Origin of the sequence: Brevundimonas variabilis (assembly GCF_014199945.1) — a bacterium.
Taxonomy (GTDB): domain Bacteria; phylum Pseudomonadota; class Alphaproteobacteria; order Caulobacterales; family Caulobacteraceae; genus Brevundimonas; species Brevundimonas variabilis.
This window is the reverse complement of sequence record NZ_JACHOR010000001.1, coordinates 207,800-223,278: the sequence shown is the minus strand read 5'-3', so window position 1 is coordinate 223,278 and position 15,479 is coordinate 207,800. Positions and strand designations below refer to the sequence as shown.

Sequence of the window (15,479 nt, the reverse complement as noted above, 5' to 3'; positions counted from 1 at the left end):
GCGCTGCTTCGAGACCGTTTCTGGCCCGGAGTCTGAAACCTGCGCCTGGCTCACCCGTGAGTCACGCCGCTTCGCTTTCGCCTGTCAGGGGCGTCAGCCGATAGCCGAGCCCTCGCACAGTCTCGATGCGATCGGTGCCGATCTTCTTGCGAACCCGTCCGATGAACACCTCGATGGTGTTGGAATCGCGGTCGAAATCCTGGTCGTACAGATGCTCGACCAGTTCGGTCCGGCTGATCACGCGTCCCTGGTGCATCATCATGTAATGCAGCAGCCGGTATTCCAGCGATGTCAGGCGGAGCGGCTCGCCATTGACGCTGGCGCGCGCCGCCCGCGGGTCAAGACGCAGGCCGCCGCAGGCCAGGGTCGCGGACGCGATGCCCGCCGAGCGGCGCAGCAGGGCCCTGAGCCGCGCCAGCAGTTCTTCCGTGTGGAAAGGCTTGGTCAGATAGTCGTCCGCCCCGGCGTCGAAGCCCGAGACCTTGTCGGACCATGCGCCGCGCGCCGTCAGGATCAGGACCGGCGTGGTCTTCCCGTCCCGACGCCAGCGCTCGAGCACCGAAACGCCATCGATCTTGGGCAGACCCAGGTCCAGAACCACGACGTCATAGGGCTCGGTATCGCCCAGGAAATGGGCTTCCTCACCATCGGCCGCATGGTCGACGGCGTAGCCGGCATCCGACAGGGCTGACTTCAGCTGGCGCGAGAGATCGACGTCGTCCTCGACGAGCAGGATGCGCATGGTTCAGTCTCCGGAAACACGGCCGGTCCGGCCGTCGACGCGAATATCGGACACCCGACCGCCGGGGTATTCCCACCGCACGACAAAGCCGTCGCCTGCAGGGCGGATGCCGAGCATGCGGCCATCGCGCCCTGAGGCTACGGCGCGCGCGGCGTCACCAGGGTTGGCGGATCGATCTGATCCGCGACGGTCATCCCGGTCCCGGCCACGCTCGCGGAGTCGCTCCTCGAACCGGTCGCGATCGTCGTCATCCCGACCACGCTCCCGGATGCGGTCTCGCGTCTGCTGATCGTCGGCAAGGGCGGCAAACAGGGCAACGGCCGGCGAGGCCTGCGCCGACGCGGGCACAAGGGTTTGTGCCGACGCAGCGGTTGCGACCGGCATGGAGCCGATCAGCATGGCGATCAGGATTACGCGGTTACGGGTCATGGGCCGCTTGTAGGATCCCGCCTCTGAACAGGGGCTGAACGTTCAGTCTAGGTTGGTTTCACGGCCACGGGAAAGCCTCCCGATTCTGCCGGACATCCCACCTACAGGATAAAGCGGCTCAGGTCGGCATCGCGGGCCAGATCGGCAACCTTGTCCCGCACCGCCGCACCGTCGAACAGCACGGTCTGGCCGGACAGGTCCGAGGCCTTGAAGCTGGTCTCCTCGAGAACCTTTTCCAGAACGGTCTGCAGGCGACGCGCGCCGATGTTCTCGACGGTGGAATTGGCGGCCACGGCGGCGTCTGCCAAGGCTTCCACGGCGTCCGGCGTGAAGGTCAGGACCACATCCTCCGTCGCCAGCAGCGCCTGGTTCTGGGCGATCAGATTGGCTTCGGGCTCGGTCAGGATGCGCACGAAGTCGTCGCGGGTCAGCGCCTTCAACTCGACACGGATCGGCAGCCGTCCCTGAAGCTCCGGCAGCAGGTCGCTCGGCTTGGAAACGTGAAAGGCCCCTGATGCGATGAACAGGACATGGTCCGATTTCACCGGGCCGTATTTGGTCGAGACAGTGGTGCCCTCGATCAGGGGCAGCAGATCACGCTGGACGCCTTCGCGGCTGACGTCGGCACCGCCGCGGTCCTGACGCCCGGCGACCTTGTCGATCTCGTCGAGGAAGACGATGCCTTCCTGCTCGGCGAGCCTGATGGCATCGCGGGTCAGGCTGTCCTGATCGAGCAGTTTGTCGCTCTCTTCGGCGATCAGCGGTGCCATGGCATCATGGACGGTCATGCGTACCGATTTGGTACGCCCCCCGCCTAGCTTGCCCAGCATTTCCGACAGATTGACCATCCCCACATTGGCACCCGGCATGTCGAGCCCGGGAATAGGGGACGCCGTGTCCTGCAAGGCGATCTCGATCTCCTTGTCGTCCATCTCGCCATCACGAAGCCGTTTCCTGAAGGCCTCCCGTGTCGCGGGCTGGGAGCCGGCGCCCACGAGGCCGTCCAGGATCCGCTCTTCGGCGGCCCGTTCCGCCTTGGCATGCACGCCGGATCGGCGACTGTCGCGGACCATGATCAAGGCCGCTTCCACCAGATCACGCATGATCTGGTCGACGTCGCGACCGACGTAGCCGACCTCCGTGAATTTGGTCGCCTCCACCTTCAGGAAAGGCGCACCCGCCAGTCGGGCGAGGCGTCGGGCAATCTCGGTCTTGCCGACGCCGGTCGGTCCGATCAGCAGGATATTCTTGGGCGTGATCTCGTCACGGATCGCTTCGGGCGTGCGCTTGCGACGCCAGCGATTGCGCAGGGCGACGGCGACGGCGCGCTTGGCATCGTGCTGGCCCACAATGAAGCGGTCGAGTTCTGAAACGATTTCACGCGGCGACAGATCGGTCATGACTGGCAGATAGGACGGCCAGCCCTCGCCGGAAAGGGATGGCCGCCGAAGCAACGGCGCAAACGGGGTCGAAATTCCGACCCGTTCGCACCCCACACAGGCGAACGGGGTTTCCGGCGCGCCCCTTGCGAGGTGTATAGCCGGGCGAGCTCGCCTGTCTCGTTTTGGGTCACTGCCTTGTCCGACGCCACGCGCCAGAAGCTGAAGGTCTCCGCCGAAGGGATCGCCCTCATCAAGAGCCTGGAGGGGTTCCGACCCCGGGCATTGAAGCGCGGGAACCAGTGGGTCATCGGTTACGGCCACACGCGCTCTGCCCGTGAAGGCGCGGCCGTCACCGAGCCCGAAGCCGAGTTGCTGCTGCGCTATGACCTGCTGGCCGTCACCGACGCAATCAACGAAGGCGCGACGACACCGCTGAACCAGCACCAGTTCGATGCCCTGGCCAGTTTCGCCTATTCGGTCGGGATTGATGATTTCCGCGGTTCCGATGTGCTGCACCGGCTGAACCGGGGCGAAGCCGTCATGGCGGCCGACGCCCTGATCGGCTGGCCCGAAAACCCCTCGCCTGAAGCGGTCGTTCGCCGCCGAAGCGCCGAGCGTGCCCTCTTCACGACCGATCCGTCGCGGGAAGCCAGCGTCGCCGACCTGCTGACCGCTCCGCTTCCCCCCGTGGAGGAAGACGGGACGATCCTGCCGTTCCCTTCGGCCGATGACAGCTTTGTCCCTGTGCCGGAGGTGGAGCCCACGCCTGCACCCGCAACAGAGCCCGAGGTGATGAACGCCGCCGCGCCGCAGACCCTTGCGGCCAATGACGACCCCGCTCCCGCGCCCTTCCCGGCAGACCTGCCCGCGACCGATCCTGTGATCGAGCCCGTGGCCCAGACATTGGGCGACAAGCCGGTCGAGTTCGACGGCCCGGTCAACGCGCGTCCGCTGACCGCAGACGACGAAATCCTGAAACATGCCGTACGTCGGCCCGACCCGGCCTTCGACTGGAAGACAGCCCTGCCCTGGCTCCTGATCGGCGGCGCCGGATTCATCGGGTTTGGCGTGGCCATGGGCACGCTTCGTCTGTCCGCGATGCCGTCTGCCCGGTCCGGCGAGATCGCCCTTTCGGGCTGGCTGCTGGCGGTGCTGTCGATCGGCTTCATCGGCTATGCGGGCTGGAAGATGTATGACCGCTGGGGCCGAACGTCGCGCCCCTGACGGGCAAGGTCTTGCGCGTTTTGCGAACCGCTCCGGCCGGTGCTAGGCCAGCGCCATGAGCATACCCAACGCCCCCCAATCGATGGAATTCGGCCTCGGCGAGACCGCCGACGCCATCCGTGACACCACCGCCCGCTGGGCCGCCGACCGGCTGGCTCCGCGCGCAGCCGAGATCGACGAGACCAACGCCTTCGCCCGCGACCTGTGGCCCGAGATGGGCGAACTGGGCCTGCATGGCATCACCGTCGAGGAAGAGTGGGGCGGCCTGGGCCTGGGGTATCTCGAGCACGTGGTGGCGATGGAAGAGGTCAGCCGGGCCTCGGCCTCGATCGGCCTGGCCTATGGGGCCCACTCCAACCTGTGCGTCAACCAGATCCGCCGCTGGGGCACGGACGACCAGAAGACGCGTTATCTGCCGAAACTGATCAGCGGCGAACACGTCGGCTCGCTGGCCATGTCCGAGGCGGGCTCCGGATCGGACGTCATGTCCATGCGGACCCGGGCCGAGAAAAAGGGCGATCGCTACGTCCTGAACGGCACCAAATTCTGGATCACCAACGCTCCGCATGCCGAGACCCTGGTGGTTTATGCCCGCACCGGTGACGGCAATGGCGGGGTCACGGCCTTCCTGATCGAGAAGGGCATGAAGGGTTTCAGCGTCTCGAAGAAGCTGGACAAGATGGGCATGCGCGGCTCCGATACGGCGGAACTCGTGTTCGAGGATTGCGAGGTCCCGGCCGAGAACATCATGGGCGGCGAGGGCCGGGGTGCAGCCGTCCTGATGAGCGGCCTTGACTACGAGCGCGCTGTTCTGGCCGCCGGCCCTCTGGGCATCATGCAGGCCGCGCTGGACGTGGTCCTGCCCTATGTCCGTGACCGCAAGCAGTTCGGCAAGGCGATCGGCAGCTTCCAGCTGATGCAGGGCAAGATCGCCGACATGTATGTCGCCCTGAATAGCGCCCGGACCTATGTCTATGCCGTGGCCAAAGCCTGCGACCAGGGTCTGACGACCCGCTATGACGCGGCGGGTGCGATCCTGCTGGCGTCCGAGAACGCCGTGAAGGTGTCGCTGGAAGCCGTTCAGGCCCTGGGCGGTGCCGGCTATACCAAGGACTGGCCAGTCGAGCGCCTGGTTCGGGACGCCAAACTGTATGACATCGGCGCGGGAACGAACGAGATCCGCCGCTTCCTGATCGGTCGGGAACTGCTGGGAAGCTGACCCCGGCTCAGCCGATCGGTTCGAACCGCGCCTTGCCGGTCAGGACCCGCAGGATGCCGTCGGCAATGCCGAAATGCAGTCCGGTCAGGCTGAGCGTGCCTGCTGTCTCGCGTTCGGCGATCCAGGGGAAGGTGCGCAGGTTGTCCAGCGACAGTCGGACGACGGCCTCCTCGGAGGCCTGCTCGACCTGATCGGGCTCGACTGCCTCGGCGATCCGGCGCACGACGGGCGTGCCCTGGGCGATCCATGGGGCGACGAAGTCCTGCACGCTTTCGGGTGCTCCGGTCCGCATGGCGGCAACACCCCCGCAGTGGGCGTGGCCCATGACCACGATCCGCGATACGCCCAGGACCTTGACCCCGAATTCGAGGGCTGCCGACACGCCGTGAAGCTGGCCGTCGGGCTCATAGGGCGGGACCAGATTGGCGACGTTGCGCACCACGAACAGCTGGCCCGGCGCGGTGTCGAAGATCAGAGCCGGATCGGCGCGGCTGTCGGAACAGGCGACCACCAGGGTGTGCGGACGCTGGCCGTCGGCGGCGAGGGCTTCATACTCGGCCTTGGCCTCGGGCCAGTGGTGCTCGCGAAAGCGACGGTAGCCGGAAAACAGGGGGTCGTTTGATTCGGTCGTCATGGCCGGGGTTCTAGGCCTCGCTCACGACTTGCGGAAGAAGGCGTGGATACGTTCGGCCAGCGGCTGGTTGATCCCGTCGACCTTCATCAGATCAACCACAGCGGCCCTCGACACGCCCTTGGCCGAGCCGAAGGCATGCAGCAGGGCCTTCTTGCGACCGGGGCCGACGCCCTCGATCTCGTCCAGCGGGTTCTTCTTGATGTCCATCGAACGCCGGGTGCGGTGGGCCCCGTTGGCAAAACGGTGCGCCTCGTCGCGCAGGCGCTGGATGTAGTAGAGGGCTGGCGATTTCAGCGGCAGCATGAACGGCGGCTTGCCCGGCATGAACATTCGCTCCAGCCCGGCGTCGCGGTCCGGCCCCTTGGCCACGCCGACCACGGCGATGTCGTCCAGACCCAGATCGGCCAGCACGGCCAGCACCTCGGCCAGCTGGCCGGCACCCCCGTCGATCAGCAGCAGGTCGGGACGGACGACCTCCTCGGTCCCTTCCTCCTCGTCCTTGACCAGTCGGCTGAACCGGCGGCGCATGACCTCGCGCATCATCCCGTAGTCGTCGCCCGGCGACAGGTCGGCGTCGCGGATATTGAACTTCCTGTACTGCGACTTCTGGAAGCCTTCGGGTCCCGCCACGATCATGCCGCCTACGGCATTGGTCCCCTGGATGTGGGCGTTGTCATAGACCTCGATCCGCTCGGGTCGGGTCTCGAGCCCGAAGGCCTCGCAGACCTCATCCAGGATTTTGCCCTGGGCCGATCCCTCGGCCATCTTGCGACCGAGGGCCTCGCGGGCATTGGTGTGGGCGTGGTCGACAAGGCTGAGCTTGTCGCCGCGCAGGGGACGGGCGATCTCGACCTTGCGCTCGGCCTTCATCGAAAAGGCCTCCTCCAGCAGCTCCAGCTCGTGCGGGCGGACGTTCGACAGGATCAGGCGCGGGATCGGCTTGTCCTCGTAGAACTGGCCCAGAAAGGCCGCGAGGATTTCCGGATCGGTGTCGGTCTTGTCCACACGCGGGAAATAGGCCCGGCCGCCCCAGTTCTGGCCCGCCCGATAGAAGAAGACCTGAACACAGGCCTGCCCGCCCTCGGAGAACAGGGCGAAGACGTCGGCCTCGGCCACGCTGTCGGCGCTGACCGAATTCTCCATCGCGATGGCCGACAGGGCCCGGATGCGATCCCGGACCCGAGCCGCCTGTTCGAAGTCCATGGCCTCGGCGGCGGTGGTCATGTCGGCCGACAGGCGGGCGATCACGGCGCGCGACTTGCCCTTCAGGAACTGCGAGGCCTCCTCGACCAGGTCGCCATAGTCCTCAAGCGAGATCAGGCCGGTGCAGGGGGCCGAGCAGCGCTTGATCTGATGCAGCATGCAGGGGCGGGTCCGGGTCTCGTAGACACTGTCCGAACAGGACCTCAGCAGGAAGGCCTTCTGCAGGGTGTTGAGCGTCCGGTTGACCGCCCAGGTCGAGGCGAAGGGCCCGAAATAATCCCCCGGCGTCGAATGGGCCCCGCGATGCTTCCTGACCTGGGGCGCGCGGTGATCCTTGCGGATCATCAGTTCGGCAAAGGATTTGTCGTCCCTCAGCACGACGTTGAACCGCGGCTTCAGCTTCTTGATGAAATTGGATTCAAGCAGCAGGGCCTCGGTCTCGGAAGCGGTGACCACCAGCTCCATCGACCGGGTCAGCGACACCATCAGGCCGATGCGCTGGGTGTGGAAACGGCCCTGCGCATACTGGAGGATGCGCTTCTTGATCGACTTGGCCTTGCCCACATAGAGGCAAGTGCCGTCCTCCCCATACATCCGGTAGACACCGGGCTTGTCAGGGGCACGCCGCGCCTCGTCGCGGATCAGGTCGGCGGCCTGAAGGCTGGGCGTGCTGAGAATCGTCTCCTCGGTCATCCGCGCCAATATAGGCCCGCTTGTCTTCGAAAGTGAGGCTTCAGGCGCGCATCACGCGGTTTCTGGCGTCCAGGGTCAGAAAAATACAGATTGCGAGCAGGCCTATGTCCTTGGCCAGGAACTGCCCGGTCGAGCCCAGGCCCGGGAAGGCATAGCCGTCGGCCACGATGCCGGGTGCTGTGAAGAAGAAGCTGAGCGTCACCATGAAGGTCGAGATGCCCATCAGTCCACCCATCAGTCCTGCGATGGGCCAGCGTCCGCCCGCTGCGATCAGCAGGCCCGCCGTGATCTCGAGCACGCCGATCAAAATGGACGCGCCGGACACGCCGACGATCGGATACAGCCAGCCGAAGAGCCAGTAGTCCCGGGCAATCCCGGCCACGCCCTCGGCCTCATAAGGCAGGAATTTCATGTATCCGAACCACAACAGGATCAGGGCGATTCCGAACCGCAAGGCGGCGCGGCCATCGAGAGCGGGCTGGCTGGCGAGCTGTGTCATGGCGAAGGTCCAGGATTGAATCCCGAGCTACGCCGCGACTGGCCGTTCGGTTACGCTCAGCCGCGACGGGCCAGCAGCACACCGCCGATGACCAGGGCGATTCCCGCAATTCGCGTCAGATTGATCGGCTGTTTCGGGACGCCAAGGGCACCGAAATGATCCAGGGCGAGGCTGAGCATCAACTGGCCGGCCACCATCAGAGTCACGGTCGTCGCCACACCCATCCTTGGCACGGCCCAGGTCGCGGCGATCACGAACACCACGCCGTAAACTCCGCCCATCCAGGCGTACCAGGGCAGGCCCCTGGCCGCCGTCAGGTCGGGCCGCGTCTGCAGGACCAGGGCGAGGACCCCCAGCACCGCCGTGCCCACCGCGAAGGACACAAAGGCGGCATTCACCGGCGACCCGACCGCGGTCATCAGCCGCGCATTGGTCGGGGCCTGAAGCGCGGTGGCTCCGCCAGCAAGAACGACGGCGAGGATGGCGAGGGCAGCGGACGGGTTCATGTCACCGACTTACCAAGCTGGTGAGGCCGAAACACCCCCGAAGATTTCCGCCAGCCTGTCCCGTGTCGATCGATGAGCGTCGTCGGGCAGGGCGTCGGGATGAAACCAGCCGATCTCCGCAATCTCGCCATGGCTGGTGCGTTCGCCGACCGTGAAGGCGTCGACGGCAAAGACCAGCACATGGTCGCCGCGAAAGAACCGTTCGTTGGAATGGACCGAGATCAGCCGGGGTGGAGCAGTGGCGACCAGACCCGTCTCCTCGCGAAGTTCACGGACGGCAGCGGCCGGGCAGTCCTCGCCCCGATCCACCCCGCCGCCGGGCAGCCACCAGCCGTACAGATAGGTGTGTTTGACCAGCATGACCCGGCCCTCGCCGTCGATCGCGACCGTTCGCACCCCCAGTGTCATCCCGCGCTGAAGTCGCGAGACGGCGAAGAAGACCGGACGGGTGAAGGGCTCGATGCGGGCGCGCCAGGTCATGCCGGTTTCGCCGCCGCCTTCGCGCGGCGCCGCGCAGGACGTTTGCGGGTGGTTCTGGGTGCGGCGGGTGCATTGAGCTGTTCCAGAATGGCAAACGGCGAGTCCTTCACCACGCGGGGGGCCTCGCCCGGGCGATCGGGCATGCGGGCGCGCTCGGTCTTGAGGGCGCTGACCACAGCTTTCGCCTGATCGGGGGTCCAGCCAAGGGTCGTCAGGGCCTCGTCGGGAATGCGGCCCGCATTGGCGGCGCGCGCGGTCGCCATCGTCTCCAGCGCCTCTACCGGCACCAGCCATTTGCCGGCCAGACGCAGACCCAGGGCGGACAGGGCGCGCGGCATGACCGGATCGGCGGGAGCCGGATGCAGGGCTGTCGCCTCGCTGGCGGGCAGAAGGGGCAGGTCGACGAAGGCCCGGGCAAAGGCACGGGCGCGCGGCTTCATCAGGCCGGGCAGCCAGACGGAATGCACCCCGGTCCGGATGGCAAAGGTCCGCAGCGTCCGCCGCTCGACCTGGCTGAGGGCGGCCAGGTCGCGCTCGACGTCGCGCCGGTCGATCAGCCCACCGGCCTCGATCAGGCGAAAGGCGATCCCGCGCGGCAGGCCCTTGAGGCTCCCCGTCTCGACCGCCTGCTTCAGGCGGCGAAGGTCCCGGAGCGCTCGCCCGGCCTCGGCCGCGGCCCAGGCCTCGATCCGGCGGCGGGCCCGCTCCCGGGCCGGGGCAGGGCCGAGTTCGCCCAGCAGCCGCACCTGGGGCGCAAAGGGGTCGGCTCCGGTCGCCGTGGACAGGATCCGGCCCGCGATGGCTCCGTTCCAGAGCACATGGCCATCGGGCGTCAGGCTGAAGGCCTCGTCCGGATCGGCGGCCAGCCGCCCCAGCCGCCGCGCGATCTCCGGGCCCACGGCGCGCAGGGCGGTGGTCTTCAGCGTCTTGTTGGCCAGGGCGGAGGTGCCCGTCTCGGGCCGGAAAGCGACCCCCGTCAGATGGCCCACAGCCTCGCCATCGACGGTAACGACGCCGTCGGTCGCGACCTCGGCCAGGGACACGTCCCGGTCGTTCAGACTGCGCATCAGAGCGGTGGTCTTGCGATCCACGAACCGGGCGGTCAGCCGCTCGTGCAGTACGTCCGACAGCCGGTCCTCCAGCGCCCGGGTGCGATCCCGCCAGCCCTGGGCCTGATCCAGCCAGTCCGGCCGGTTGGCGATGTAGGACAGGGTGCGGACGGCCGACAGGCGGGCCGACAGCTGGTCGATCTGGCCATCATCGCGATCGACGTCGGCAAAGCGCGGTCCGATCCAGTCCTCGGTCAGGCGGCCCCGCTTGCCGGTCAGGGCTTGGAAGATGTCGCGCGACAGCCGGGCGTGTTCGTCCAGCGTGGTCTTCTGGAAGTCCGGCAGCTGGCAGGCCTCCCACAGCCGCATGATCGTGCCGCGCGACCGGCCGATCCGCTTGATCTCGTCGTCGGTGATGGCGCGGCGCAGCAGGGTCTCGTCCAGCGCCGTCCGGGTCAGCTTGAGGCCGTGGACATTCGGGACCTGGGTCAGGGACCGCAGCAGGTCAGGCACGGTATCGAAATCCAGCCGGGCATTGCGCCATTCCGCTGCCTGAACCGGATCGAAGCGGTGCTCGACCACCTGTTCGACCAGGTCCTCGTCCAGCTCCTGGCATTCGCCGGTGACGCCGAAGGTGCCGTCGCGGATGTGGCGTCCCGCCCGACCGGCGATCTGGCCAATCTCGTGCGCATGCAGCCAGCGGGTGCGCAGGCCGTCGAATTTCCGGATACCGGCGAAGGCCACATGGTCGACCTCCATGTTCAGCCCCATGCCGATGGCGTCGGTGGCCACCAGGAAGTCAACCTCGCCCGACTGGAACAGGGCGACCTGGGCGTTGCGGGTGCGGGGGCTGAGCGAGCCCATGACTACGGCCGCCCCGCCCCTCTGGCGCCGGATCAGCTCGGCGATGGCATAGACCTGCTCGGTGCTGAAGGCGACGATGGCGCTGCGCCGGGGCAGGCGGGTCAGCTTTTTTGACCCCGCATAGGTCAGGCTGGACAGCCGCTCACGCGTCACGATCTCCACGTCCGGGATCAACCTCCGCATCAGCGGGGCCATGGTCGCGGCCCCCAGGAACATGGTCTCGAACCGGCCCCGGGCGTGCAGCATCCGGCTGGTGAAGACATGGCCCCGCTCGGGATCCGCAACCAGCTGGATCTCGTCCACGGCCAGGAACTCGACCTCGCGCTCCAGCGGCATGGCCTCGACCGTACAGACCCAGAAATGCGGCCGGGCGGGGATGATCTTCTCCTCGCCCGTGATCAGGGCAACGGCATTGGCCCCGCGCTGTTTGACGATCCGCTCGTAGATTTCGCGCGCCAGCAGTCGCAGCGGCAGGCCGATCATGCCCGAGGCGTGGCCCAGCATCCGCTCGACCGCCAGATGCGTCTTGCCGGTATTCGTCGGCCCCAGCACCGCGACGACGCGAGAAGGAGGCTGGCCTGTCGGGCGGTCACTCATGATGGGGATAAGGTGGCGACGGTTGGCCGGTTCCTCAAGCGAAGGTTTTGTCGCGCGCCAGTCCGGTCCTCGCCGCGAGATAAAGCAGCAATCCCAGCGGGCCTGCGAGGAAGACGAAAACGAGGCAGGGCAGGACGAAGGCGTGTTTCAGCCCGCGGCGGTGCGCATCCTCGACCGCCCAAGCCCCGACCCACAGATCGAACGCCAGATAGTGCACCCAGCCGACCAGCACCCCCTCGGGCTGTGAGAACAGCGCCGTCACCCCGGCCAGCGAGGTGAAATCGCCGCCACCTTCGCCAACTCGGCCGCTGGTCACGGCCCCGATCAGCAGGGCGGAATAGGTCACGGCCAGAAGTACGCCGACGATCCTCGCCCCGGGCACCAGCCAGCCTCGCTTCAGCGGTGCCGCCACCAGCAGGAGCCAGCCGGCCAGCGCCCCGGCATTGGCCAGATCGAACAGGGTGGAAGCGTCCATGAGGCTCTCCTTGGCGATCGGCCGCCGGGGGATTAACGGCCCGACCGCAAAGGGCGGAACAGGGGCGAAACGAATCAGGACCGAATCAGTGACACCCGCCGATTCGGGGTTTGTTCCCTACAAGATATTGTATCTTAAGACTGATTAACCACAATCATGCCACGGCCACCATTTCCTCGACCTGGCCGAGCCTTTCCTTGCCGAAGACCATCTCCTCGCCGACGAAGAAGGTGGGGATGCCGAAGGTGCCGCGAGCGACGGCCGCTTCGGTATTGGCGGCCAGGATCGCCTTCACCGGGTCGGTCTGGGCCTGCTCGAGGATCACCGCGGCATCCAGTCCGGCTTCGGCGATGACCGAGGCCAGGACCGCAACATCGCCCATGGCCAGTCCCCGCTCCCAGAACCCGGCCAGCACGGCCTCGACATCGGTGTCGAAATCCGGCCCCGGCTCGACCGCACACAGGCCGCGCATCGCCGTCAGGCTGTTGATCGGAAAGTGCGGGTTCATCCGGAACCGGGTCAGGCCGTGCCGGGCGATGAAGCGCCGGATCTCCAGCATCTCATAGTCCATCTTGCCCTTGATTCCGCCAAAGGCGACGAACGGGGCCTGGTTGCCCGTGGCCTTGAAGATCCCGCCCAGCAGGCAGGGGATCAGGTTGACGCGGGCTCCCGTCCGTTCGGCGATCCCCTTCAGGGCGTGATGGCTGAAATAGGCATTGGGGCTGGCGAAATCGAAGATGAAGTCGATGGTCCGGGTCGTCATCACCATGTCTCCGCGAAGGGGCGCAGGTCCATCTCGAAGGTCCAGGCACTGCGTTGCTGGTTGTGGAGCCAGACATAGTTCCTGGCGATCTCGTCGGGTTTCAGAATGGCATCGGCGTCCAGCAGGGGCTGGATGTCAGGCACCATCGACCGGGCAAAGGTGCCGTCGATCATGCCGTCGACCACGACATGGGCGACATGGACGCCCTTTGGCCCCATCTCGCGCGCCAGGGACTGGGCCAGCTGCCGCAGGGCCGCCTTGGCGCCGGCAAAGGCCGAGAAGCCCGCGCCGCCCCGCATCGAGGCGGTCGCGCCGGTGAACAGGATCGTGCCCCGCCCGCGCGGGCCCATCCGCCGCGCGGCCTCGCGCCCGGTGAAGAAGCCGGCCAGCGCCGCCATCTCCCAGACCTTGGAATAGACCTGAGCCGTGGTCTCGGCGACGTCGAACCGGACATTGGCTCCGATGTTGAACACCACGACCTCCAGCGGCCCGACCTCGGCCTCGATCCGGTCGAACAGGGCGATCATCTGCGCCTCGTCACGGGCATCGACGCCGTAAGCATGGGCCACGCCGCCCTCATACCGGATCGCGCTCGCCAGCGCCTCCAGCTGATCCAGATGTCGCGGCCGGCGCGTCACGCAGACCGCCAGGCCCTCGCGCGCAAAGGCCCTGGCCACCGCCCCGCCCACGCCGTCGCCGGCTCCGATGATCAGACAGGTCGGCATCAGGGCCATGACAGGATCTCCCTCGGTGGAGAGTTTCATATCAAAACGGACCCGCTGTCAAAACGGGAAATGCACCAGACCGTCTTCCGCCGCCGGACGCGACCCGCTAGGACCCTCTGTGTGACCCCGTAGCTCAGCCGGATAGAGCAAGGCTTTCCTAAAGCAGAGGTCGGGGGTTCGAGTCCCTCCGGGGTCGCCATCCGTTGTTCCACGATCTTGCCCGGTCAGGCCCCGCCTGCTGCTGTCCGGCGTCCTGTCCTGCAGAATCTCGCTCGACCGTTATAAAGTAACACGCTATAGGGCCGGCGATGTCGCCGTCCGATCTTGATCAACCGGTTCTGCTGTCGCTCCTCGGGGGCGGGTTTGCGGCGGCGTTCCTGCACGCCATCCTGCCGACCCACTGGCTGCCATTCGTCCTGGTCGGGCGGGCCCAGGGGTGGGGCATGACCCGGACCCTGGGCGCGGCCGTCGCGGCCGGGGTGGCGCATATCGCCTCGACCGCCCTGGTCGGAGCCCTCATCGTGGCGGCGGGCCTGGCGCTGGATCACTGGGTCGAGGGGCTGCTGCCGCATCTGTCGGCGGTGCTGCTGTTCCTGTTCGGGGCCTTTTATCTGACGCGCGCCATGCTGAAGCGCCCCGTCACGGCCGGCGGGCCGGATTATGAGCTGCCCGAGCCCAAGGTGTCGGATGCCGCAGCCTTCGGCGGACTGGTGGCCCTGATGGCGCTGTCGCCCGGCGAGGTGCTGTTGCCCCTGTATCTGTCGGCGGCGACGGAGGGGGCGGCGGTGCTGGTGCTGCTGACGCTCAGCTTTGCCGTGGGCACGGTGGCGGGCATGGTCCTGCTGACGGCGATCGCGCGGGCGGGCTATTCGATCCTGAAGCTGGAGCGCTGGGCACGGTATGAAGGCGCGATCCTGGGGGTGGCCCTGATCGCGCTGGGCCTTCTCGTCGTGACGCATCAGCACTAAGGGTCGGGTCATGGCCCACACCCACGCTCCCCACGACCCCGCCGGTCACGGCCATGATCACAGGGGGCACGACCACGGGGGGCACGATCACGGGCCTCATGATCACGGGAAGGATCACGGGCACAGCCACGCCCATGGTCACGGTCATCACCATCACGGACCTGTCGATACCGGTGACTGGCGCTATCTGGTCGGGCTGCTGGTCAACCTGGCCTTTGTCGTCTGCGAGTTCACAGCCGGGATCATCAGCGGCTCGACGGCCCTGATGGCCGATGCCGGGCACAATCTGTCGGACGTCATGGGGCTGGCCATGGCCGGAGGCGCGGCCGTTCTGGCGCGGCGGGCGGCCGGGTCGCGGCTGACCTATGGCTTTGGCAAGGCGACGGTGCTGGCCGCGCTGGCCAATGCCCTGCTGCTGATCTTTGCCTGCGGGGCGATCGCCTTCGAGGCTGTCCGGCGACTCAACGAACCAGCGCCGGTGCAGTCCGGCCTGATCATGGCGGTGGCCGGCATCGGCTTGGTGATCAATCTGGGCACGGCATTGCTGTTCCTGAAGTCCCAGCATGGCGACCTGAATGCGCGCGGCGCCTATCTGCACATGCTGGCCGATGCGGCGGTTTCCGTCGGGGTGGTGATCTCGGGCGCGATCATAATGTTCACGGGGTGGGCGATCATCGATCCCCTGGTGAGTCTCGGGATTGTCGTGGTCATCGTGCTCGGGACCTGGGGATTGCTCAAAGACTCGGCGGGCCTGGCTATGGACGGTACGCCGTCGAGCGTGAAGCTTGATATCCTGCGCGACGAGCTGTGTGGTTTGCCGGGTGTCCGAGAGGTGCATGACCTGCATGTCTGGGGCCTGTCGACGACCGAGACGGCCTTGACGGCCCATCTGGTGCATGACCGGACCGATGCCGACACCCTGCTGGCCGAAGCCCAGGCCGTCGCACGCCGCCACGCCATCGGCCATTCCACCCTTCAGCTCGAACCCCAGCCCCTGCCGGATTGCCCGCGCTGCTGAGCCGGCGTC

General features: G+C 67.0%; 16 protein-coding genes and 1 tRNA gene. 5 read left to right on the top strand and 12 right to left on the bottom strand.

Annotated features, from left to right (window positions below):
- Positions 1-61: 61 nt before the first annotated feature.
- The 3 genes from GGR13_RS01010 to hslU form a co-directional block, all read right to left on the bottom strand.
- On the bottom strand, positions 62-742 hold the full coding sequence (locus tag GGR13_RS01010) for a response regulator transcription factor (protein ID WP_183211606.1): 681 nt from the start codon (positions 740-742) through the stop codon (positions 62-64).
- A 3-nt stretch (positions 743-745) separates the two neighbouring features.
- On the bottom strand, positions 746-1,171 hold the full coding sequence (locus GGR13_RS01005; protein WP_183211605.1) for a hypothetical protein: 426 nt from the start codon (positions 1,169-1,171) through the stop codon (positions 746-748).
- Positions 1,172-1,272: 101 nt separating this feature from the next.
- On the bottom strand, positions 1,273-2,571 hold the full coding sequence (gene hslU / locus GGR13_RS01000; RefSeq protein ID WP_183211604.1) for an ATP-dependent protease ATPase subunit HslU: 1,299 nt from the start codon (positions 2,569-2,571) through the stop codon (positions 1,273-1,275).
- Between the two features lie 177 nt (positions 2,572-2,748).
- On the opposite strand from hslU, the gene GGR13_RS00995 reads away from it, so the two are divergent.
- Both GGR13_RS00995 and GGR13_RS00990 read left to right on the top strand, forming a co-directional pair.
- The gene (locus GGR13_RS00995; RefSeq protein ID WP_183211603.1) at positions 2,749-3,777 is read left to right on the top strand and encodes a lysozyme; all 1,029 of its coding nucleotides are present in this window, start codon (positions 2,749-2,751) and stop codon (positions 3,775-3,777) included.
- A 55-nt stretch (positions 3,778-3,832) separates the two neighbouring features.
- Positions 3,833-4,996: an isovaleryl-CoA dehydrogenase gene (locus tag GGR13_RS00990; protein ID WP_183211602.1), complete on the top strand. Its 1,164-nt coding sequence runs from the start codon at positions 3,833-3,835 to the stop codon at positions 4,994-4,996.
- Between the two features lie 7 nt (positions 4,997-5,003).
- Here the strand turns inward: GGR13_RS00990 and GGR13_RS00985 are convergent, their stop codons facing one another.
- From GGR13_RS00985 to GGR13_RS00945, 9 genes are all read right to left on the bottom strand, one after another.
- Positions 5,004-5,630, bottom strand: coding sequence for a carbonic anhydrase (locus GGR13_RS00985; RefSeq protein ID WP_183211601.1), 627 nt, complete (start codon positions 5,628-5,630; stop codon positions 5,004-5,006).
- Positions 5,631-5,651: 21 nt separating this feature from the next.
- Complete coding sequence (gene uvrC, locus GGR13_RS00980) at positions 5,652-7,526, bottom strand: excinuclease ABC subunit UvrC (RefSeq protein WP_183211600.1); 1,875 nt, start codon at positions 7,524-7,526, stop codon at positions 5,652-5,654.
- Between the two features lie 40 nt (positions 7,527-7,566).
- Entirely contained in the window at positions 7,567-8,025 is a 459-nt protein-coding gene (locus GGR13_RS00975; RefSeq protein ID WP_183211599.1) for a YkgB family protein, read from the bottom strand.
- A 56-nt stretch (positions 8,026-8,081) separates the two neighbouring features.
- Positions 8,082-8,531, bottom strand: coding sequence for a DMT family transporter (locus GGR13_RS00970; protein ID WP_183211598.1), 450 nt, complete (start codon positions 8,529-8,531; stop codon positions 8,082-8,084).
- 9 nt (positions 8,532-8,540) lie between these two features.
- Positions 8,541-9,011 carry an NUDIX domain-containing protein gene (locus GGR13_RS00965; RefSeq protein ID WP_183211597.1) on the bottom strand — a complete coding sequence of 157 codons (471 nt, stop codon included), beginning with the start codon at positions 9,009-9,011 and terminating at the stop codon, positions 8,541-8,543.
- Positions 9,008-11,521: a helicase-related protein gene (locus GGR13_RS00960; RefSeq protein ID WP_183211596.1), complete on the bottom strand. Its 2,514-nt coding sequence runs from the start codon at positions 11,519-11,521 to the stop codon at positions 9,008-9,010. Before GGR13_RS00960 ends, GGR13_RS00965 begins: the two co-directional genes overlap by 4 nt.
- 34 nt (positions 11,522-11,555) lie before the next feature.
- Positions 11,556-11,996 carry an ABA4-like family protein gene (locus GGR13_RS00955; RefSeq protein ID WP_183211595.1) on the bottom strand — a complete coding sequence of 147 codons (441 nt, stop codon included), beginning with the start codon at positions 11,994-11,996 and terminating at the stop codon, positions 11,556-11,558.
- Between the two features lie 154 nt (positions 11,997-12,150).
- Positions 12,151-12,759, bottom strand: coding sequence for a 2-hydroxychromene-2-carboxylate isomerase (locus GGR13_RS00950; RefSeq protein WP_183211594.1), 609 nt, complete (start codon positions 12,757-12,759; stop codon positions 12,151-12,153).
- The gene (locus GGR13_RS00945; protein WP_246347622.1) at positions 12,759-13,523 is read right to left on the bottom strand and encodes an SDR family NAD(P)-dependent oxidoreductase; all 765 of its coding nucleotides are present in this window, start codon (positions 13,521-13,523) and stop codon (positions 12,759-12,761) included. The genes GGR13_RS00950 and GGR13_RS00945 overlap by 1 nt, the downstream gene beginning before the upstream one ends.
- Before the next feature lie 83 nt (positions 13,524-13,606).
- On the opposite strand from GGR13_RS00945, the gene GGR13_RS00940 reads away from it, so the two are divergent.
- From GGR13_RS00940 to GGR13_RS00930, 3 genes are all read left to right on the top strand, one after another.
- Positions 13,607-13,683: transfer RNA gene (locus GGR13_RS00940), tRNA-Arg, on the top strand.
- Positions 13,684-13,792: 109 nt separating this feature from the next.
- Entirely contained in the window at positions 13,793-14,452 is a 660-nt protein-coding gene (locus tag GGR13_RS00935; protein WP_183211593.1) for a hypothetical protein, read from the top strand.
- Positions 14,453-14,462: 10 nt separating this feature from the next.
- Entirely contained in the window at positions 14,463-15,470 is a 1,008-nt protein-coding gene (locus GGR13_RS00930) for a cation diffusion facilitator family transporter (protein WP_183211592.1), read from the top strand.
- Positions 15,471-15,479 lie beyond the last annotated feature (9 nt).

What these genes read in the sequence shown, in the direction of transcription:
- GGR13_RS00960 (WP_183211596.1), bottom strand. Translation starts at nt 11,521, where the DNA reads ATGAGTGACCGCCCGACAGGCCAGCCTCCTTCTCGCGTCGTCGCGGTG.
- hslU (WP_183211604.1), bottom strand. Translation starts at nt 2,571, where the DNA reads ATGACCGATCTGTCGCCGCGTGAAATCGTTTCAGAACTCGACCGCTTC.
- GGR13_RS00990 (WP_183211602.1), top strand. Translation starts at nt 3,833, where the DNA reads ATGAGCATACCCAACGCCCCCCAATCGATGGAATTCGGCCTCGGCGAG.
- GGR13_RS00930 (WP_183211592.1), top strand. Translation starts at nt 14,463, where the DNA reads ATGGCCCACACCCACGCTCCCCACGACCCCGCCGGTCACGGCCATGAT.
- GGR13_RS01010 (WP_183211606.1), bottom strand. Translation starts at nt 742, where the DNA reads ATGCGCATCCTGCTCGTCGAGGACGACGTCGATCTCTCGCGCCAGCTG.
- GGR13_RS00965 (WP_183211597.1), bottom strand. Translation starts at nt 9,011, where the DNA reads ATGACCTGGCGCGCCCGCATCGAGCCCTTCACCCGTCCGGTCTTCTTC.
- GGR13_RS00945 (WP_246347622.1), bottom strand. Translation starts at nt 13,523, where the DNA reads ATGAAACTCTCCACCGAGGGAGATCCTGTCATGGCCCTGATGCCGACC.
- GGR13_RS00950 (WP_183211594.1), bottom strand. Translation starts at nt 12,759, where the DNA reads ATGACGACCCGGACCATCGACTTCATCTTCGATTTCGCCAGCCCCAAT.
- uvrC (WP_183211600.1), bottom strand. Translation starts at nt 7,526, where the DNA reads ATGACCGAGGAGACGATTCTCAGCACGCCCAGCCTTCAGGCCGCCGAC.
- GGR13_RS00975 (WP_183211599.1), bottom strand. Translation starts at nt 8,025, where the DNA reads ATGACACAGCTCGCCAGCCAGCCCGCTCTCGATGGCCGCGCCGCCTTG.
- GGR13_RS00955 (WP_183211595.1), bottom strand. Translation starts at nt 11,996, where the DNA reads ATGGACGCTTCCACCCTGTTCGATCTGGCCAATGCCGGGGCGCTGGCC.
- GGR13_RS00985 (WP_183211601.1), bottom strand. Translation starts at nt 5,630, where the DNA reads ATGACGACCGAATCAAACGACCCCCTGTTTTCCGGCTACCGTCGCTTT.
- GGR13_RS00970 (WP_183211598.1), bottom strand. Translation starts at nt 8,531, where the DNA reads ATGAACCCGTCCGCTGCCCTCGCCATCCTCGCCGTCGTTCTTGCTGGC.
- GGR13_RS01005 (WP_183211605.1), bottom strand. Translation starts at nt 1,171, where the DNA reads ATGACCCGTAACCGCGTAATCCTGATCGCCATGCTGATCGGCTCCATG.
- GGR13_RS00935 (WP_183211593.1), top strand. Translation starts at nt 13,793, where the DNA reads ATGTCGCCGTCCGATCTTGATCAACCGGTTCTGCTGTCGCTCCTCGGG.